Here is a 19,638-nt window from a genome sequence, read left to right on the forward strand (position 1 = left end):
GCGTCTGGGCGATTGGTATTTATATAAATCTTTTTCGCACTCTGGAATACCAAACGAATGCCAGGCCGATTCCCACCAGTCCAATTCCAATCAAGAATGCCTTGCCAAGATCTGTGGATGTATCTGGCAAACGATTTCTTTCATCCGGGCTGCCAGAGGCATGTTCCTTGCCGTCATCCGGTATATCGGTTTGATCATGACCGGGTTCCTGGGTTCCGTTATCTGGTTTCTCATCCGCTGCTGCCACGATTCGCCCTTCCACTTTCGGAGAGATCGGTGAAAAAGTCTGTAAATATTCGCTGAAGGCTTCGTAGTCCGGGACGTCGATGTTGGTCATCCTTCCGTCTTCATAAGCCTGTTTCAGCGTCTCAAAGCCGTCGCCGCCTTTGGCGATAAATGAGTTCGTTGCAACGGTGTAGACTGCGTCTTTGTCGATCGGAACAAATTCATCGTCCTCGGTTTTCACTTCTACCGACCACACGCGTTTTCCGATCGGTTTTTCCGGGTCATATGTGAAACGCAAACCCGATACATGCAAAAACCCGCCGCTCGTCTCCGGATACGAGCTCACGCTTTGTTCCAATATACGCCATATTTCTTCCCCGGTCAATGTCATGGCTACAAGGGTATTGTTAAAGGGAAGCACTTCCCGAATGTCTCCCATCGTAATTTCACCCGCGTCGATGGAAGCCCGGATGCCGCCGCCGTTTTGCAGAGCAATGGATGTCTCCGGGATGAATTGTTTCATTTTCCAGACCATACTGTCGGTTATCAAGTTGCCGAGGTTGGTTTCCTTTGAACGGACATGTTCCCTCTTTCCGTCCAGGGCCACCGTTGTTTCTCCGACTACTTTCTGTAGTAATCCTTCAATCCCGGCGTAATATTCATCGACTTTCGCCTGAAGGGCCGGATCCGCTTCGTAGTTTTCCAGATGCAGCAATTCGGCTTCGTAATCGGTAATGACTCCGGTTTCATCAAAGGTCACATCCAGTGCACCTAAGTGTTCCAGGTTTTCCCCGGCCTGTACGATGACCGTCGGTTCTTCTTTTTCAACAAAGGCACCTTCTGGAAGCTCGGTATGGCTGTGCCCGCCGATTACTACGTCGATGCCGTTTACGGCTTTCGCCAGTTCCAGATCTGCGTCATCACCCATATGAGATAGGGCGATAATTTTGTTAATGCCGATCCGTTCCAGCCGTTTCACCGTTTCCTTGGCCTTTTCGACGGCATCGTGGAATTGAATATGTTCTCCGGGATTGGCTATGGTCGGTGTATCTTCCGTTGTGAGGCCCAAAATTCCGACAGACTCACCGTCTAATTGTTTGACGATCGCCGGATAAATGTTGCCCCCTTCACCCGGCCGACCAACATCCGAGTGTACGAGACTTCCCAGTATGGGGTCTGAGGAAAAGTCGATGTTTGCACTTACAAAGGGAAAATCCGCACCATTGACAAATCGGCCTAAAACTTGTGAATCCCTGTCAAATTCGTGATTCCCGAACACCATGGCGTCATAGCCGATTTCGTTCATAAATTCCAAATCGGCCATTCCTTCAAATACAGTGAAATAAAGGGAACCGGAAAAAACATCTCCCGCATGAAGCAGCAGGTTATTTGAATGGTTGGCTCTTATATGATCAACGGCTGTTCCTAGATAGGGGAATTGCTCTACACGGGCGTGGCTGTCGTTTGTATGCATAATGGTCAATTCCCATTCATCTGCAGGAGGAGAGGAGACGTCCTCTTCGAAGTTCAATTGCGCCAAAACCGGGTCGTGATCCGAAGCCCTTCCGTGTTCTTCCATATAAGCGGCATTCAAGTTAACTATATCTGCCTGTGCATGCTCGGCCAGATTATGGGAAACTAATATATGGTCAAGCACCTGGGAATTCCCTTCATATATATACGTGTAACGATCCTTAAGGGGAACCCGGTTGATCAGATTGACTAAATCATCTCCCTGTAACCTGTTGATCGCCTCAGAAAATGGAAAATCATTCAAATCTCCCATGACGACGACATTCGCACCCGGGTCCTCAGAAAGGATATCTTCAACGAATCCGTTTACGATCTCAGCGATTTGTATTCGTTGATGTTCGCTGTGTAATGTAGGAGGCTGATTCACTCCAAATAAAGGTTCGTCCCCGCCCTTTGAGTTAAAGTGATTGTTAATGACAATAATGTCTTCGCCGTTAAAAGTGAACTGGGCCGCCAGCGGTTTCCTGCTGTCGGAAAAGGCATCATTTGTCGGATCGATTCTTCCAGGATTTAACGTGAGGGAACCGTTAACAAAATCGACCGCTTCCGTCGCTGTTCCTTTCCGTCCTTCAGTCAGCTGCACCCGTTCCGGATTGTACAGAAATCCGACACGAATGTTTCCTCCGGGCTGTCCGCCATCCTCGTTATATTCTGGAGCGATGTCGGTCCAATGGTATGCTGGTCCCCCGGCAGTTTCTATAGCTGCAATAAGTGCTTCGTAGTTTTTGTCGGCTTTCGTGACACCGGAAGTCTCCGGGCCGTCATTGTCCTGCACTTCAACAAGGCCGATAATGTCCGGGGATTGCAAATTGGTGACGATGGATTCAGCAATTTTTTCTGTCTTTTCCGTCAAACCGTGATGGTAGTTTTCAATGTTGTACGAAGCAATGGTCAACGAATCCCTGTCACCGACCAGTGCGGTTACAGGACGTGTATATTCTTCTTCAATCAATTCTGGCAGATCATTTTCGTCTGTGTAAATCATGAAATTACTGTAATCATACGACAAAACACCGGTTATGGTACCGTTGAAGCGATCGCCGACTTTTACCGTGAAATCATCATTGAAGACGTCGATAAATATTTTTTCCGGATTGGCCGTTTCCGCTGTCAGCAAAATTCCGCCTTCATCTGTATAGGGTTTTCCATCCGCTTTTTTGGTCAGGACTGGGAACTCTCCGTATTTTTGGGGGCCGACAACGGTCGAATCTTCTACGGAAACAAGCATGCCTTCCAGGGATTCGTAATAGTCGATGGCATCTTCTGCTGGGTCAAACTCTGTGAAGCTGTCATTATCAATGATTTCCGTCGGGGGATTCAGTTCAACAGGTTCAGGCAATTCCACATTCGATTGAATGACGGTAATGTCCGTTGCGTTTATTTCCGTCACTGGCAAATCGATTCCCACTTTACTTCCGGTAACGACCCATTCCTTCACCGTTCCATCTACCTTTACGAGATCGCCCACACTGACGTCATGTTTGTCTCCTTTGTAAATCAGAATCCCTTCGGAAGTGAGGGGATGATTATCGGGTGTCTGGGATTGGATAAAAAAGTTTCTGTCATCCTGGACAAAGGTAACCACGCCTTCCACTTGTTGCACGTGCTGATCCTTATAGGGAGAAGTGTGCCCGTCTCCCTGGATTTCGCTGATTGTCACGATTGCGCCTTCTTCTGGAGGCTCATCACCATCACCTGGTGGTTCAGATCCTTCCAGCCACATCGCAGTGGGGGATTTCAGTCCCTCAACGCCAAAATAATCCTCCAGGCTTCCTGTAATAAACACTTTTTCTTTCAAATATTCGGGATGGTCAGCCAGGTTAAAGGAGTCCCTGATGTCGCCCTTTGGCAACTGAACCGGCAAAATGTTTGAAGGGTTCGCTTCATCCGGACTGTCTGCCAGTGCCAGATTGGTCTTAACCGAAAAAGGAGGTTCATTCTGATAAGTCGGGCCGTTACGGACTGTACCGATGATGTAACCTGTTACTGTAGCCGTTCCGTTGTTGTTCGCTATCGCTTCTTCAACGGAAATTGCATCCGCCTCGTCAGCCTGTGAAACGTGAACAAGAGGGAACACACTGTTTAGCAACATAGTGAATATAACCACAATAGAAAAGCCGCGTTTCTTAATAAACGCCATGTTATTTCCTCCCAAAATGATTAATCGTTTCTCCCATAGCTACGAAAACGATGTCCGGCTAGTCATTGATCTGGGAATCATGTACCACCTCCACTTTTTAGAGTAAAGTGTCCGCTCAAGATGTATAGATCATGATCATTTTACCTTAATTCATCTACAAAATTTGTAAAATTTTGAAATTGTGAAAAAAATAAACATAAACTTAACAAAATGAACAACACTTGGGTAGAAGCGGGAAGGATTTCGTGGATAAGGGTGTTTCGGTAATTTTCAAACCCCATAGTGGGCGTCCTTAACAACAATATTTGACAAACGATTCAATCATGGATATAATTTCCATGAAACTGTGTTTTATGCACCGTCATAAAATGGTATCGTTTGAAGAATGTTCTTTATAGAGGTGAAAATGATGCAGCAGGAACCAAAAAGGGAACCTAATGTAAAAGAACTGCTCCATGCCTTATATGAAAAAGGAAAAGAAAAAGGCCAGACATCTGAAAAATATATTCAGCAGATTATTCCTATGATTAAACCACTGTTGCAGAGGAAGGACTAAGCTGTTTACCGGATGGAATCCTTCTTTTGTCAATGCCCTCCACCGGTCCGAGGAAATGCCTGCGCTTAACCTAAATTCCGACTAATAAAAAAACTGCCGTTTTCAAGGGCAGTTTTTTTATTTTTCTTGATTTTTTTGTTTTTGCCATTTTGAGAATTCAAGAAATTCTTTGAATTGCTCTTTGCTGATTCCTGATTCCATGGCCTCACGAGCGAGGTCTATCCATTCAGGGTCCAGTCCTTCAGCTGGCACTTGCTCATCACTCTTATTTATGAGCAGATGAATGTCAATATCGAGCACTTCTGCAATTTTTTCGAGTTTCTGAATGGATGGATTTTTTTGTATGCCTCTCTCAATCGAACTCAGATAGGATTTTGCAATTCCCGCACGCCTGGCCAGTTCGGTAATTGACATGTTTTTCTTTTCCCGAACTTCTTTTATTTTATTTCCAATCATATGATCACCTGGATTTAAATATGAATTTGATAGTTTCATCATACCACGAAAAGAAAGGGAAGTTAGAGAATTGTTTTTACTATAAAAAAATAGTACCGCATTACTATAGCGGGGTAAAGATTTTTGCATAACGTGTTCCATTAAAAAACAACAGTCCAATCGCTAAGGTCTGTTGTCTCTTAAGCATTTTTAATTTTGTATTTTTGGATGAATGTCTTGACTTCCTCTTTTGAGATTCCTGCCTGTTTTGCTTCTTTCATTAATTTTAGCCATTCCTTGTCTTCTTCGGTTTTAAAACTTTCCAGCTGCAACTTCATCTTACCTTCCATAAAATCCCCTAACCTCTTTTCCAGGTGACCAGTATCCAGATAAAATGATGACCTTAATCCGGTGTTTTAAACCCTTTTGGTAGTTCAACGGTATACCCTGTTCATTTGGAACTAGTCATAAAGAATCAGTTCCTATTTTTATCTTAAGGAGCGACCCGGTGAATAACAAGGAAAACTTATACAAAAATTATGATAATTGTTTACGAATATAGCGGTATTTAGATAAATAATACTAAATTTTTGTCGGATTTGATGGATTTGGGTTAACACAGTTGTTTTCTTAGATGTGAGTAACCAGATATCCATTTCTACATTACATATAATCCTATACCAATCGGTTTGTTCATTATAACGAATACTGAGTTTATAAAAGGGAATCCAATTGCTGCTAAAGGGAAGAGGATTCAGGGTGAAGCTGAGATCCCGCAAAAAAGAGGGTCAATTGCCCGGGTGAGGTGGATGATCCGCCCAAGCCTGAAGCACAACGGCCCAGGACCTGAGCGCAACAGCCCAAGCATTGGAGCAGATGGCCCAAGGAGGGGAGTAGATGGCCCAAGCTGGGGGACGGATGACCCAAGGCAGGTACGTGACCGCCCAAAGAATTGCCCTAACGGCCCAAGCGCAGGAAGCAATGACCCAAACATGGATTAGGATGACCCAAGGCAGGTGCGTGACCGCCCAAAGAATGACCCTAACGGCCCAAGCGAGGGGTGAAATGGCCCAAGCCTGAAGCACAACGGCCCAGGATCTGAGCGCAACAGCCCAAGCATTGGAGCAGATGGCCCAAGCGGGGGGACGGATGACCCAAGGCAGGTGCGTGACCGCCCAAAGAATGACCCTTACGGCCCAAGCGAGGGGTGAAATGGCCCAAGCCTGAAGCACAACGGCCCAGGATCTGAGCGCAACAGCCCAAGCATTGGAGCAGATGGCCCAAGCTGGGGGACGGATGACCCAAGGCAGGTACGTGACCGCCCAAAGAATTGCCCTAACCGCCCAAGTGCAGGAAGCAATAGCCCACCCCCTGAAGCACAACGGCCCAATTAATAGATGAGATCGCCTAAGAATATCACTTTTCGCTCAAGAATCAGAGAATAGGGGAGATCGATCAGCAATTATGTTCTATATAAAAAACAAAATTCAAAGAAAAAAGAAGAAAACAGAAGAAAACGCAAGATAATGTTCTTAATATAGAACATAACTGCCTGAAATGAAGTTTTCCAATGAATGGGGCATCCATTATACTGAAATTGTGTTCATTATATAGAACAAAAAGGTCTGAGCCTGAATGCGATAGGGGTGGTAGGGATTAGAAGCTCCAGACTCAGAAAGTATCGGAAAAGAAGAAGAAAAGAAACGTTTGTGATTTTTCAGGTGGCGCTCATTCATTATTCCTTTTTTGCCACTGGAACATATATGACTACGCCTGCCTATGCCCTTTTTACCGATTATGAAACCCATCAGGTAACGCTCCAGGCCGGATACTGGGAAGAAGCCTGGGACAAAAGTTCACTTAAATTCATTGATTCAGGCTTGATGAGCGAGACCTTGCAAATATATGGAACAGTAATGAATGGCGATGGTTCTGAAGATATGCAGGGACCCGTTAATTATGAGGTGTTTTACATTGAGAGGGGCAATCCTAAAAGAGGTGAGAGGATCGGGTCAGGAACAGTTCCGCCCCTTACAAAGGGGGAGTCCTACCAGATTATATTTTCCCCAACACAATCAGGAAATTACATGTTTAAAGTTTATCAGCGTACTGGTCATCCAGGAAAGGGTGTCTTGTGGAGTGAATCGATTTCTGTAAATTTGAACGAATCAGAAATATTACAGGAATTAAACGTTTCATCAGATATCAAAAATGCCTTCAGGAAACAACTTCTTACAGCTGAAGATTTGACTGCGTTTAAAGACGGAATCATCTCGGAAAAGCATTTAGCTGCAGTTCTTCAACGTGAGATTACCAGGGAAGATTTGAATGCATTAAAGAATGGTGTGATTACCGCCCGACAGCTGGATGATTACCTCGATGGGAAGATCAGTGAAGTTATCTTTTCTGCTTTAAAAGAGGGAGAGATTTCGGATGAGGATTTGCATCACGTTCAGAAAGGAAAAGTAACTGAGCGGGATATTAAACAGCTGCTGAACCGCGAAATCACCCGGTATGAATTGGATGCGTTAAAAGCAGGGGAGATTACCCGGGAGGACGTGGAAGCTTTACATAATGGAAGTGTGACCCATGAAGATTTGAAAGCCTTGATCAAAGGAAGGCTGAGCCGGGAAAATTTTGAAGCACTAAAGAGTGGTGTGATCACCCGGGACGATTGGCGGGCTGTTCAAAAAGGCATTGTTTCTGCTGATGATTTGGCAGACCTCCGAAATGGAGAAATTTCCCGAGAGGATTTTGAAGATCTTAAGTCAAGAAAAAAATCAGCAAAACAGGATAATGAAGCTCTGAAGGAACCCCTCCGGAAAGATGAAGAAGATCAATCGGAAGACAAAGAGGAGAACGACTTCAATGGAGAGGGTCCGAAAAACGATGACAAAAAGAATGCAGCTAACGTTTCTTCCGGGGAAGAAGAAACGGAACTGCAGGATAAGCAAAATCAATCCCGTGATGGCGCAAGTGACAAACACGTGGATCATAGAGACCCGAAAAACGAAAACGAGAACGAATCAAGTGATACTAAGGAAAATCAAGATGAAATAAAGGCGGATGATCAGGATGGGAAAAAGACGGGAGAACATACGGAGAAGCGAGGAGAAGACAAAATACAGAACGTTCCAACCAGTCAGAATAAAAATGAATCCTATCATTCTTCGGATGACGAAATGATCGAGTGCGAGTCAGATAGAGAGAAGCGGGGATTAGACTCAGACTCAGTGGAAGAAGATCAGTCGGATTCAAAGGAAGTCAGCTCAGCTGAAAATAAAACTGTTCCATCTGAAAAAGATGAGAATCTGTGTGAACAACAGACTGAAGATGAACATGGGTTAGACCAGAAAGAAGAATGTACGGACCCAGACGAAGATGAAAACCAGTGCATCCGAAAAGAGAACGAGGAAAAGGATCAGGAAGATGACCCGCTCACAGGTGACTTGACGGATCAAATGATTCAGCGCTTAAGGTCTGCACTGCTGGAGGAAGACAATGAAAGGGGATGGACCATTTGAAGAAAGCAAGAAAATGGATAGGGAGAATTATAACGTATACGTTAATGACCGTTTTGGTCATCATGTTGTTTTTCGTCATTACTTCCAAATTATCTGGTGGCCCGCCGCAGGTGTTTGGCTATCAAATCATGAAAGTGCTCTCCGGTTCGATGGAACCAACCATTGATACAGGTTCGCTCATTGCCGTTAAACCGGTATCCAATACGGAAAAGCTGGATGAAGGAACAGTGATCACCTATCAATCTATAGATAATCCCGATGTTTTGATCACTCATAGAATTGTAGAGGTTCAGGAGAGTGATGGAACCATCTCTTACATGACAAAAGGGGACAATAATGATTCAAGAGATGCGGTCGCCGTTCCGTCAGAAAATGTGGTTGGCGTGTTTTCTGGATTCACCATTCCCTGGCTGGGGTATTTCTTTACCTTTGTCCAATCCAAAATGGGAATTGTGATGTTCATCATCGTTCCTGGTGTGATCTTAATTCTGTCCCAGATATATAACATTTTCAAAAGCATTGGCAGATTAAATGGAGATAAAGCCAGTTAATCGTTAACTTCCCCAAAAAGGGGGTTAAAATAAAAAAATTTCAAGGAGGAGATTTGATTATGAATCTCAAAAAGAAACTTGGCATGGCAATTGCCGGAACTGCTTTAGGAGCATCTCTCGTAGTGGGAGGTACGACAGCGCTATTTACAGACACGGCCACCAACGAAGGGAACACCTTTACAGCAGGAACAGTAGACATCGTGGATGTCACAGAGGGTGCAGTGTTTTCAGCGTCTCAATTCGTTGACAATCTTGCACCAGGAGACAGCGAAACTGCTACATTGACGATCCGAAATGAAGGCTCCCTGGATGCCTGGGTGGAGGTGTATGACGCGACTACAAGCGGTGATCTGTTTGAAGGGGATTATCCTGTTGAGCTAACCTTTGATGATTCTGCTGTCCTTGTTCCAGCTGGAGGAGAAACGACAGTAGAAGTAAGCTATCATTTTCCAATTGAGGCTGGAAATGAGTATCAGGGCGCAACAGGCAATGTTGACTTCCAAATCCGTGCGGTTCAGTCAAGAAACAACAGCGTAGATCATGATGGTGGTGGTACTTATGATGGTCCAGCGAACTGGAACTAATGGTTTACATCTTTGATGAAAAAGGGTGGTGCGCCATCACCATCCTTTTTATTTAAGATATGACAAACGATGAAAAAAATCAAATAAATTGGAGGCGAGAACATTGCCCAATGCTTCAAAAAAGTCATTGGCTCTCCTGTCGATTCTCATTTTAACGTTGACTGCTCTCATAGCAGGAGGAGTCACATTAGCTTTATTAACAGATGCTGAAACCAACAGCGGTAGTGAAGTGACAGCGGGAACCATTGATTTAACGGCGAAACGGGATCATGGTGATTATGTGCCGGGTCCAATGTTTTACCCCGATTCACTCGATCCGGATGGCAATCATCCTTACGACAGAGAGGAAATTAATCCAAGTGGTGAGTCGATTGGCGGATGGGCTCCTGGAGATCATGTCCAGCGCACCATGATTGTCACCAATGAAGGTTCCCTGGATGCGAAAATCACCGGAATTAGAGCAAACGTACGGGAATCGTATACCCAAAATCTCCAGTCAGGAGGCAGCCATACTGTAACAGGATTGACTTCTGGTGAAGCCTACGAAGAGTTTATTCAAAAGGCAAATGTCGTGGTATCCATTCCGGATCAGGAACTGCTTCTTTACGAAGGTCCGCTGGCTGATCTGATTTTTGAAAATGAGGATGAATTTGCTGCTACCATCAATCAGCCTGTTGTTCAGGGAACAATACCTCCGTTTGAACCGGGACCACTTAATATTACCTTTGATGTCACGCTGGACCGTTCGGCTGGGAACCGTCTTCAGGGCCAAAACTTTATTTTTGATTTCGGCTTCTATGCCGAGCAGGTTACCAATAATGAAGACGGCGAGCAAGAACCTGAAGAAGGTGTTGCCAGCGGAATGATTTATGATGCGTTAAATGGGGATGGTCTTGGCGGATTTCTGATGCAGTTCAGAGAAGGGGAAGATACTCAGTCTGGAGAAGTTGTTGCAAGCACCACGACAAACGAAGATGGCAGCTACAGCATCAGTCTTCCGGCAGGCACGTATACGGCTGAAGTGAGCGGGGATGGCTACATTACAAATTACTTCACCGTACAGGTTGAGGCTGATACTGAAACCCCGAATCAAAATGCAGCATTATCCCCGGTTTTAAGTGAAACCCAGACCAGGATTGTTCTGACATGGGGAGAGACACCGAGGGATTTAGATTCCCATTTAACCGGTCCTACATCTGATGGAGGAACTTTCCATATTTATTACGGCAATAAAGAATACTGGGAAAATGGAGAACTGGTTGCAAAGCTGGATTTTGATGATACAAATAGCTATGGACCTGAGACCACGACGGTCACCATCAATCATATGCTGGATGGAGACTACACGTTTTATGTTCATAACTGGTCAGGAGAAGCCCCTATAACAACGTCCAATGCTGTGGTGAAGGTATTCCAGGGAAGTCAGCAGGTAGCGAGCTACAATGTTCCGACTGAAGGAGAAGGGCGATACTGGGATGTATTAAAAATCAGTGAAGGACAAATTATTCCAATCAACCATATTCGTTAAGCAGCCGTGAAACGGATTATGGATTCATCTTCACAAAGTTTGCATGAAAGAACGTGAGGAACTTGTTAGAAGCATATAATCAAAAACGCCTGGGCATTTATCATCCAGGCGTTTTTGCATTGCAATCATGCCGGTTTGTTTCTTATGGAAGCACTATTAGACCGAAGAATACATTTTAAAGAGCCAGGAGAAAACTGTTATGAGGTAGCCTGCTTTTCTCCTGGTTTTCCTGATTGAATAAAGAAGGATAAAATCCATCCCGCAATCGCGAGAATTCCTGCCACAATAAAGGATACGTTTACGCCATGGAGGGCCCCCTGAACTCCCTGTTCAGGGATTGCCCGTGTGGTCATGACGGAAACGAGCAGGGCAGTGCCAATAGCCCCTGCCATTTGCCGAAACGTATTGTTCATGGCTGTTCCATGGGGCATAAGTCGCCTTGGCAGTTCATTTAAACCCGCTGTTGTCACCGGCATCATCACCATCGCAATCCCAAACATCCGGGCAGCATTCACCACGGTCAGGTAAAGGAAAGTTGTATCGTCTGTTAAGTTTGAAAACATAAACGTGGTTATAACGACAATCAGTAAACCAATAATTGATAAATATCGGGCTCCAAATTTATCAAACAGCCGGCCAGTGATCGGGTTCATTAACCCCATCAAAATAGCACCCGGCAAAAGCATGAGGCCGGATTCAAGCGGTGTAAACCCGAGCATATCCTGCATCATGATCGGCAAAATAACCGCTCCCCCAATCATGGACATAAATGCAATCATGCCAATAGCTGTGGTAAGGGTGAACACTTTGTATTGAAAAATGCGGAATTCCAGAATTGGCTGCTTCAGTTTTAGCTGGCGGATGATAAACCACACAAGTGTGATCGTTCCGATGATTAATGAAATGATAACGTTTTGATTTGCGAATCCTGTATCCGGATTGCCGGCAATACTGAAACCGTACAGCAGTCCACCAAACCCGAGGGTGGATAACATAATAGACGGTACATCCACTTTCGGGAAGGTGCGCTCGGTTACATTTTTTAAAATAAAGTAGGCGATGATGAGATCGATGACGGCTATTGGCAGCACGACATAAAATACACTTTGCCAGGGGAAATGTTCCACCAGGTAGCCGGACAATGTCGGCCCGATAGCAGGGGCAAAAGCAATGACAAGACCAAACATCCCCATCGCGGAGCCCCTTTTATCAACCGGATAAACAAGGAACATAATCGTTTGCATGAGGGGCATCATAATGCCGGCTCCTGCAGCCTGGAGAATCCTTCCTGAAATGAGAACTTCAAATGTGGGTGCAATCGAACTGATCAATGTTCCAAGGGCGAAAGATCCCATCGCTGTTAAAAATAATCCTCTTGTGGTGAAACGTTCAATGAGAAAAGCAGTAATCGGAATCATTATCCCGTTTACCAGCATAAAAATCGATTGAAGCCATTGAGCGGCGGCGTAATTAATATGTAGGGATTCTGCGATTTTCGGCAGGGCTGTTCCCAGCAGCGTCTGATTCAAAATGGCTACGAATGCACCGGAAATCAGTACTGCCATAAGCGGCCCCCGTTTAATGTTCGGTTGGTTTTCTTCCTCATATGTTACTTTTTCCATCATGAAACCTTCTCTCTTTTTTTGTCGCTAACAATATATCATACCAAAATTCTTTAGATTTGCGAAATAAATTGACTGAGCCATAGGAAATCACCATAGTCCTCCTCTGACAGCCCATGATGGGTGTGTGAAGGCTCAACGTATATGGCTTACGGCCCAATATGAGAGGGTAATGGCCCAACGTTGTTGCAGACAGCCCAAGTTGAGAGGGTAATGGCCCAACGTTTGTTGCAGACAGCCCATGATGGGTGTGTGAAGGCCCAACATATATGGCTTACGGCCCAATATGAGTGGGTAATGGCCCAACATTTGTTGTAGACGGCCCAAGTTGAGAGGGTAATGGCCCAACGTTTGTTGCAGACAGCCCATGATGGGTGTGTGAAGGCTCAACGTATATGGCTTACGGCCCAATATGAGTGGGTAATGGCCCAACATTTGTAGTAGACGGCCCAAGTTGAGAGGGTAATGGCCCAACGTTTGTTGCAGACGGCCCATAGTGGGTGCGAGATGGCCCAAAGATCCTGGCTGCCAGTCCATAATAGGTGCGTGAATCCGAACAATGCTGTACTCGTAACCTCAAACTTTTCTCGCATTTAAAAACATCCTTCTATTTTCTTATTTTTACCATAAAATGACATAAAACAGAATTTAGCTTAGTAAGATTAAATGAATACAGATTCAATTGTATTCAATCACCAGCGACGGAAAACGAATGCTGGTGGCCATATTACAGTCAATGGGACGGAGGGGAGAATGGTTGAATAAGAAGAAAGTTTTTGGCTCATTTTTGTTGGCCTTTTTATGGGCAGTCGGATTTCTGGTCATTCATTTTTCTGAAGATGCCAGTGCAGCAAAAGCAGGCGTCAAGCCACCTGAAGCGGTCAATGGAGATGTCTCCATCGCAGGAAAAGTCGGGAATGACAATGACGAAACACCTGGAGAATGGTATATTGGAGAACAGCCTACTAATCCGAAAGAAAATGCCCCTGTACTTTTATTTGTTCAAGGGTTAAACAGTACAGCACAGGTATGGTGGGAAGACAACGATATGTACCAGACAGCCGTGAATGCCGGCTACCAGACGGCATTCCTACAGCTTTATGACGCCGGAGGGGCTTCTGCAGATATGTGGGATAACGGCCAGCTACTTGCTGAAAAAATTGTAGAAATTTATAACTATTTTGATCAGACGCCGTTGACAATTGTTGCCCACAGTAAAGGTGGAGTGGATACACAGACTGCACTTGCTTATTACGATGCATGGCCATACGTGAATCGCGTGATTACACTTTCCAGTCCTCATCATGGTTCAGAATTGGCTGACCTGGCGTACAGTTCCTGGGCCGGCTGGCTAGCAGATCTTTTAGGAGGGCAGGGAGAAGGAACCTACTCCCTTCAGACGGCGTATATGCAGGATTTTCGCGCAACGATCGACGCCATGCCCGAAGCCTATTATAACGATTACTATACAATGGCCGGCACCGACTGGGGTTCCATGTTTTCCTCCCTGTGGATGGGGGGCGTCTATTTAAGCCAGTATGGAGATAATGATGGGGCTGTGACCGTTGCCAGCAGCCGTTTGCCCGGCGGAGAGGAAATTGCTGTTGGAGACTGGAACCATACTATGATCAGAACAGGTGAAACATTTCCGGTCTTTGAACCTTATCTGGGCGTGAATCATCTGGCACAGGCCAGGATATCTGAAGTGAAATCCAGTAACTCCGTAGATGTTTTAACCAGTAAAAAGCCGGTGTTTACTCCAGGGAGCGAAAAGGAAGTGATGGAGACTAATCCAGACACGGATTTATGGATACACGGCGGCGAATTGGACTCTGGAGAAAATGGTATTCAAGTAGCGGTTGAAGATGAGGTGAAAGAACTGCGGGTCAACCTTCTAACTTCAAAGAAACCCCGTAATATATACTGGGTAGATCCATCCGGCAAGCAGATCGCAGCAGAAGTGGAAACGGGAGCAGACCACACAGGAATATTTCATGAGGCCGCTTATCAAGGAGTTCAGCTGAAAAATCCTCAACCTGGTGAATGGACATTAAGAGTGGATGCAGAAGGAAAAGATGCCTATTTGTTAGTTGCCGAATATGTGACTGATCTGGGAATTGATCTGAATATGAAGAGAACAGTGCAACAGGCAGAACAGGGATTGAAGCAAAAACAGCTGGAAACTCGGATTAATATAAATGACAGGAAAATTGATCAACAATCCCTGACATTCACTTATAAAATCAATAAAGAATCAAGTCCGAGTGTTGTAAAATCCCTTCCTCAACAAGCGAAATCAGGGTTGAATCACCTTATCACACTGGAGGAAGCTGAGCACATATATAATGTGACCGTAGAAATCGAAGGTAAGACAAAGGATGGCTATCTGTTTAAACGTACGATTGTGAAGAGTTTTTAAGTAGCGAAAACAAAAAAGACCCTTTGAGGGTCTTTTTTGTTTGAAAGTGAAAGAACAAGGAGGAAGATAGGCAGCATACAGCTGCCACACTTATGCAAAATTATGTATGACCTGAAAAGGTATGTCAGCATAGTAAATGACAGTGCCGGCAAAGACAGGATTTATAAAGAATGGCATGTCATCGAATGAAAAGAAAGATGGATGTCTTTGTCGAACTGTATTCAATTTAAAGTTATTATATCGAATTAAGTCGAAATAGTAAATGAGCAAAATGTCTGAAAATTCTAAAACCATTTATAGGAAAAAATACCCATATATGAAATGGAAGTTGAATGGGACTGAGTGTCTGAAAATCGTCAGGGATATTAAGAAAAGAGGGATATTAGAAGATCTGGCAAAATGCAAAGACTTTGTTTCATCAAGCGTGTCAAAAAAGGGAGGTTCTTGAATTCAAGGAATTGAACTGACATTTATATCGGAAGTCCTTTCACTAAAATCAGAAGCTTTTTCGGCAAAAATCTACGGGTGACAGGAACCCTGAATATGGTAGAATATAGTTTAATATATGTTTGATGGATGTGCGAAACAGGAGGGGAAGTCAGTCATGAGGCCGTTAATTGGAATCACCACTTCCATGGAAGCTGAAGAAGATCGTTCGTTCGTAGGAAAAGATAATGTTCAAGCCATCGTCCTTGCAGGGGGGACACCGCTGCTATTGCCAAATCTTACAGATGATGAGCGGATCAAGCAGTATGCAGAACTCCTGGACGGTTTATATGTCACCGGAGGGTATGATATTGACCCAACCCTGTTTGGGGAAGAGCCCCATCCGGAGCTAGGCATTATTACACCTACCCGGGACCGTTTTGAAACCGCATTAATCCGGGAGCTATTAAAAAAAGATAAGCCTATACTCGCTGTATGCCGCGGGTGCCAGATTTTAAACATTGCTGCAGGGGGGGATATGTATCAGGACATCTACTCCCAGATTGACGGAGAATTATTGCAGCACAGTCAGCATGCACCAAAGGGGCACGGTTCCCATTATGTTCTGGTTGAATCCGATTCGCTGTTACAACGGATTACTGGGGAAGCCCGTCTTCGGGTTAATAGCCGCCACCACCAGGCCAATCGCCGGATTCCATCGGGGTTTATGGTAAGCGGCACAGCCAGTGATGGAGTCATTGAAGCGATCGAAAGCCAGGAACATGCCTTTGTTCTGGGGCTGCAGTGGCATCCAGAAAATATGGCCGCAGCGGGTGATGAAGCATCCAAAAAAATTTATCAGGTCTTTATTGATGCATGCAATCAGCAGAGGAGGAGTGGTTGATGATCATTATAGACACCCATTGTGATGCTTTACTCAGGCTCCAACTGGCCAAAAGGGGGAAGCCTTACGGGAAAAATCCCCTTTCTTTCCGAGATGACAGCCAAATTGAAACCAGTGTGAAAAGACTTAAAAAAGGGAATGTGAAGGTGCAATTTTTTGCGATTTTCGTGGATCCGGACATTCCGGATAATCAAAAATGGCAGCATGCAATCGAACAAATCGATTTATTTTATGAGGAAGTGCTCGGGAATCCAGAAATGAAACATATTCGTTCCTGGGAGGACTTTGATCGCCTGCAGGAAGGGGAAATCGGTGCACTATTAACCCTGGAGGGAGCGGATGCCTTTGGCAATGACATCAGCAAGTTGAGACATTTGTACCGCCTGGGCGTGATGTCTATTGGTTTAACCTGGAATCATGCCAATCTCTGTGCCGATGGCGCCGGTGAACCGAGGGGAGGAGGCCTGACACTGCTCGGAAAGGAAGTCGTCCGATTAAATAATGAGCATCAAATATTAACTGATGTTTCCCATTTGAGCGTAAAAGGATTCTGGGATGTGATGGAGCTGGCGGACTATCCTTTTGCCAGCCATTCCAACGCAAAAGCACTGTGTAATCATCCCCGAAATCTGGATGATAGCCAGGTGAGGGCCATGTTTGACAAAGGCGGCATGATCCATGTTGTTTTTAATCCGCCATTTATCAACGAAGGACAAAAGAAAGCTTCGATTGATGATTTAATCCGACATATCGATCACCTCTGCTCCCTGGGGGGAGTCAGACAAATTGGATTTGGCTCAGATTTTGACGGAATCTCTTATTACGTGAAAGGACTGGAACACGCCGGTAAGTATCAGAATCTCATCAATGAATTGCTGAAATATTACAAAGAAGAAGAGGTCAAAGGGTTTGCGTACCAAAACTTTTTGCGCAACCGTCCTTCAATGTGATTTATAAAGAGAACAAAAATGAAATGATTAAAAGGATGAGTCCGCTCCATAATGTCGGGGCTGTCATAGAGAACCTGCGAGTTTCATGAAAACGGGCAGGTTCCTTTTTTTCTATTTCATCTGCCATCCGGCCGGTTTTGCTCGTGATTTTTAAAAAATAGTTAAAGTTGGCTATAAAAGCCGAAAAAAATCTACCCTGAATGATCAGCATGACCCCGCCGGCAACTAAAAGAACCATGGATATTGTAAAGATGGTATTGCCGAAATAGACTAGATGAAATGAAGGATAGATGAAGTAGGTCATCACTAATGCGATAAGCATTGAAACAGAAAATATCCATACCTGTTTTCGCAGCATGGGCTGCCCTCCCGAAACCGTATTTGCTACTATTATAAATCAATCAAACGAAAACACTATGGAAAAGCTTCGAAAGTTATGATAAATTATTTAAAAAATATTCTTTAAATTCAAAATAGGGGGAAAATACCTGGATGAAGAGACGGTTCGGTTTAAAAATGGTATTGTTGTTCGGTTTAATGCTGATTGCGGCAGGTTGTAACTTTAGTGGTTCCGAAGATACGGGCACCCAGGATTCAGGCTCTGATCAGTCAGACCAATCCTCTTCAGATGATGCAGACAACAATCAAAACGAAAGTGTGATCAATCTTACAGCAAATGCGGATATTCCTACACTGGATTCTGCACTGGCACACGATTCAATTGGATTTACCGTTTTAAATAACATTATGGAAGGGTTATACCGAAGCGATGAAAATCACCAGCCTCAACTGGCGCTTGCGGAGGATCATCAAGTCAGTGACGATGGACTCGTACATACGTTTATATTAAGGGATGCCGTCTGGAGCAATGGAGATCCGGTCACTGCAGAAGATTTTGAATACGCGTGGAAACGGGTATTTGAAAAAGCCGGAAGCTATAATGTGATGTTTGAAACAGTGGGGGTTAAAAACGCTTCGGCTATTTTAGCGGGAGAAAAAACCCCTGATGAATTGGGCGTTGAAAGTCTGGATGAAAAAACACTGCAGGTCACGCTGGAGCATCCCAGCCCCTTGTTTAAACAACTGTTGACCTTCCCGACCTTCTTCCCGGTCAATCAGTCCTACGTCGAGGAAATGGGTGAGGATTATGCGCTGGAAGCAGACAATCTAGTCTTTAACGGACCTTTTGTGCTGGCAGACTGGAAGCATGATCAGGGATGGACTTATAAAAAGAATCCGGATTACTGGGATCAAGAGTCGGTTCAAATGGATCAAATCAATGTCGAAGTGGTCAAAGAAACCTCAACTGCTGTGAACCTGTATGAGACGGAGGCAGTAGATCGTATTTTGCTGAGCTCAGCATACGTGGAGAATTACAAGGACTCAGAGGATTTTATCAGTGAATTGCGTCCAGGCATTGTCTTTATGCGATTCAGTCATAAAGATGAATTTGCTAACCCGAATATTCGCCGGGCCATCAGTCTGGCCATTGATAAGAAAGGATTAACCAGTGTGATTCTGGCAGATGGCTCGAGACCATTAAACGGATTGGTTCCATATGAATTCTCCTATTCTCCTGATGGCCAGGACTTCCGGGAACTAAATGGGGAATTTAATGTTCACGATGTAGACCAGGCTCAGGAATTCTGGCAAAAAGGCCTTGATGAGCTGGGAATTGACGGTTTTGACATGGAACTGACCGCAGCAGACAATGACTACCATGTAAAGACGGCGGAGTATATTAAAGATCAGCTGGAAAAAAATCTGCCGGGCATTGGCGTAGACATTAAACTGGTCCCGTTCAGCAACCGTCTTGAGCTAGAAAAGGCGATTGAATATGACATGGTGATCAGTACCTGGGGTCCTGATTATAATGACCCGATGACCTACGTTGACATGTGGGTGACAGACGGTCCGGCTAACCGCATGGAGTATTCCAATCCTGCGTTTGATGAAATGGTCAAACAGGCTTACGCCGAAACCGATGCAGCTGCACGATATGAGTTAATGTTAGAGGCGGAACGGGTATTGCTGGAAGAGGACTTTGCCATTGTACCTCTTTATCAAAATGCCGACGCAATCTTGATGCGTCCTCATATCAAAGGAATGATTCGTCATCCAAGTGCACCGGAATTTGATTATAAACACGCTTATATTGAATAAAAAGGGTTAAAAAGCAGGGTGTGCGTATATGGTACACCCTGTTTTTGTCCAGAGAATAAACGGTTTTTGACTTCTCTC

Annotated in this window: 17 protein-coding genes; 9 read left to right on the forward strand and 8 right to left on the reverse strand. The window is 44.6% G+C overall.

Features of this window, described 5'->3' with window-relative positions; genetic code table 11:
• Positions 1-19: 19 nt before the first annotated feature.
• Positions 20-3,898, reverse strand: coding sequence for a 5'-nucleotidase C-terminal domain-containing protein (locus tag EDD68_RS03510; protein ID WP_132370848.1), 3,879 nt, complete (start codon positions 3,896-3,898; stop codon positions 20-22).
• A gap of 409 nt (positions 3,899-4,307) precedes the next feature.
• On the opposite strand from EDD68_RS03510, the gene EDD68_RS15160 reads away from it, so the two are divergent.
• Complete coding sequence (locus EDD68_RS15160; protein WP_165902045.1) at positions 4,308-4,454, forward strand: hypothetical protein; 147 nt, start codon at positions 4,308-4,310, stop codon at positions 4,452-4,454.
• A gap of 117 nt (positions 4,455-4,571) precedes the next feature.
• On the opposite strand, the gene EDD68_RS03515 is transcribed toward EDD68_RS15160, so the two are convergent.
• The 4 genes from EDD68_RS03515 to EDD68_RS15165 form a co-directional block, all read right to left on the reverse strand.
• Positions 4,572-4,910, reverse strand: a complete 339-nt coding sequence (locus EDD68_RS03515; protein ID WP_132370887.1) for a helix-turn-helix domain-containing protein — start codon at positions 4,908-4,910, stop codon at positions 4,572-4,574.
• A gap of 179 nt (positions 4,911-5,089) precedes the next feature.
• Positions 5,090-5,239, reverse strand: coding sequence for an anti-repressor SinI family protein (locus EDD68_RS03520; RefSeq protein ID WP_132370849.1), 150 nt, complete (start codon positions 5,237-5,239; stop codon positions 5,090-5,092).
• 404 nt (positions 5,240-5,643) lie between these two features.
• The gene (locus EDD68_RS03525) at positions 5,644-5,883 is read right to left on the reverse strand and encodes a hypothetical protein (RefSeq protein ID WP_132370850.1); all 240 of its coding nucleotides are present in this window, start codon (positions 5,881-5,883) and stop codon (positions 5,644-5,646) included.
• A 195-nt stretch (positions 5,884-6,078) separates the two neighbouring features.
• Positions 6,079-6,249: a hypothetical protein gene (locus EDD68_RS15165; protein ID WP_165902046.1), complete on the reverse strand. Its 171-nt coding sequence runs from the start codon at positions 6,247-6,249 to the stop codon at positions 6,079-6,081.
• A 286-nt stretch (positions 6,250-6,535) separates the two neighbouring features.
• Between EDD68_RS15165 and tapA the strand changes: the two genes are divergently transcribed.
• The 4 genes from tapA to EDD68_RS03545 all read left to right on the forward strand — a co-directional run bounded on the left by tapA (position 6,536) and on the right by EDD68_RS03545 (position 11,076).
• Complete coding sequence (gene tapA / locus EDD68_RS03530; protein WP_165902047.1) at positions 6,536-8,413, forward strand: amyloid fiber anchoring/assembly protein TapA; 1,878 nt, start codon at positions 6,536-6,538, stop codon at positions 8,411-8,413.
• Entirely contained in the window at positions 8,410-8,964 is a 555-nt protein-coding gene (gene sipW / locus EDD68_RS03535) for a signal peptidase I SipW (protein WP_132370852.1), read from the forward strand. The genes tapA and sipW overlap by 4 nt, the downstream gene beginning before the upstream one ends.
• Before the next feature lie 59 nt (positions 8,965-9,023).
• Complete coding sequence (locus tag EDD68_RS03540; protein ID WP_132370853.1) at positions 9,024-9,548, forward strand: TasA family protein; 525 nt, start codon at positions 9,024-9,026, stop codon at positions 9,546-9,548.
• Between the two features lie 103 nt (positions 9,549-9,651).
• Positions 9,652-11,076, forward strand: a complete 1,425-nt coding sequence (locus EDD68_RS03545; protein ID WP_132370854.1) for a carboxypeptidase regulatory-like domain-containing protein — start codon at positions 9,652-9,654, stop codon at positions 11,074-11,076.
• Between the two features lie 197 nt (positions 11,077-11,273).
• Here EDD68_RS03545 and EDD68_RS03550 read toward each other — a convergent pair whose 3' ends face one another.
• Together EDD68_RS03550 and EDD68_RS03555 are read right to left on the reverse strand one after the other, a co-directional pair.
• Positions 11,274-12,698: an MDR family MFS transporter gene (locus EDD68_RS03550; RefSeq protein WP_132370855.1), complete on the reverse strand. Its 1,425-nt coding sequence runs from the start codon at positions 12,696-12,698 to the stop codon at positions 11,274-11,276.
• A gap of 400 nt (positions 12,699-13,098) precedes the next feature.
• Positions 13,099-13,278 (reverse strand): hypothetical protein, encoded by a 180-nt coding sequence (locus tag EDD68_RS03555; protein WP_132370856.1) that lies wholly within the window; start codon positions 13,276-13,278, stop codon positions 13,099-13,101.
• A 177-nt stretch (positions 13,279-13,455) separates the two neighbouring features.
• Between EDD68_RS03555 and EDD68_RS03560 the strand changes: the two genes are divergently transcribed.
• From EDD68_RS03560 to EDD68_RS03570, 3 genes are all read left to right on the forward strand, one after another.
• The gene (locus EDD68_RS03560; protein ID WP_165902048.1) at positions 13,456-15,117 is read left to right on the forward strand and encodes an esterase/lipase family protein; all 1,662 of its coding nucleotides are present in this window, start codon (positions 13,456-13,458) and stop codon (positions 15,115-15,117) included.
• Between the two features lie 604 nt (positions 15,118-15,721).
• Entirely contained in the window at positions 15,722-16,447 is a 726-nt protein-coding gene (locus EDD68_RS03565) for a gamma-glutamyl-gamma-aminobutyrate hydrolase family protein (protein ID WP_132370858.1), read from the forward strand.
• Positions 16,447-17,397: a dipeptidase gene (locus tag EDD68_RS03570; RefSeq protein ID WP_132370859.1), complete on the forward strand. Its 951-nt coding sequence runs from the start codon at positions 16,447-16,449 to the stop codon at positions 17,395-17,397. Before EDD68_RS03565 ends, EDD68_RS03570 begins: the two co-directional genes overlap by 1 nt.
• 1 nt (position 17,398) lies before the next feature.
• Here EDD68_RS03570 and EDD68_RS03575 read toward each other — a convergent pair whose 3' ends face one another.
• Positions 17,399-17,755 (reverse strand): DUF3899 domain-containing protein, encoded by a 357-nt coding sequence (locus EDD68_RS03575; protein ID WP_132370860.1) that lies wholly within the window; start codon positions 17,753-17,755, stop codon positions 17,399-17,401.
• A 134-nt stretch (positions 17,756-17,889) separates the two neighbouring features.
• Here EDD68_RS03575 and EDD68_RS03580 point away from each other — a divergent pair, with 134 nt between their 5' ends.
• Positions 17,890-19,560, forward strand: a complete 1,671-nt coding sequence (locus tag EDD68_RS03580; RefSeq protein WP_132370861.1) for a peptide ABC transporter substrate-binding protein — start codon at positions 17,890-17,892, stop codon at positions 19,558-19,560.
• Positions 19,561-19,638 lie beyond the last annotated feature (78 nt).

Source organism: Melghiribacillus thermohalophilus (genome assembly GCF_004342905.1).
Classification (GTDB): Bacteria; Bacillota; Bacilli; order Bacillales; family Alkalibacillaceae; genus Melghiribacillus; species Melghiribacillus thermohalophilus.

Coding starts and splice junctions, on each gene's coding strand:
- EDD68_RS03510 (WP_132370848.1), bottom strand. CDS start 3,898: ATGGCGTTTATTAAGAAACGCGGCTTTTCTATTGTGGTTATATTCACT.
- EDD68_RS15160 (WP_165902045.1), top strand. CDS start 4,308: ATGCAGCAGGAACCAAAAAGGGAACCTAATGTAAAAGAACTGCTCCAT.
- EDD68_RS03515 (WP_132370887.1), bottom strand. CDS start 4,910: ATGATTGGAAATAAAATAAAAGAAGTTCGGGAAAAGAAAAACATGTCA.
- EDD68_RS03520 (WP_132370849.1), bottom strand. CDS start 5,239: ATGGAAGGTAAGATGAAGTTGCAGCTGGAAAGTTTTAAAACCGAAGAA.
- EDD68_RS03525 (WP_132370850.1), bottom strand. CDS start 5,883: ATGTTTGGGTCATTGCTTCCTGCGCTTGGGCCGTTAGGGCAATTCTTT.
- EDD68_RS03540 (WP_132370853.1), top strand. CDS start 9,024: ATGAATCTCAAAAAGAAACTTGGCATGGCAATTGCCGGAACTGCTTTA.
- EDD68_RS03550 (WP_132370855.1), bottom strand. CDS start 12,698: ATGGAAAAAGTAACATATGAGGAAGAAAACCAACCGAACATTAAACGG.
- EDD68_RS03565 (WP_132370858.1), top strand. CDS start 15,722: ATGAGGCCGTTAATTGGAATCACCACTTCCATGGAAGCTGAAGAAGAT.
- EDD68_RS03570 (WP_132370859.1), top strand. CDS start 16,447: ATGATCATTATAGACACCCATTGTGATGCTTTACTCAGGCTCCAACTG.
- EDD68_RS03575 (WP_132370860.1), bottom strand. CDS start 17,755: ATGCTGCGAAAACAGGTATGGATATTTTCTGTTTCAATGCTTATCGCA.
- EDD68_RS03580 (WP_132370861.1), top strand. CDS start 17,890: ATGAAGAGACGGTTCGGTTTAAAAATGGTATTGTTGTTCGGTTTAATG.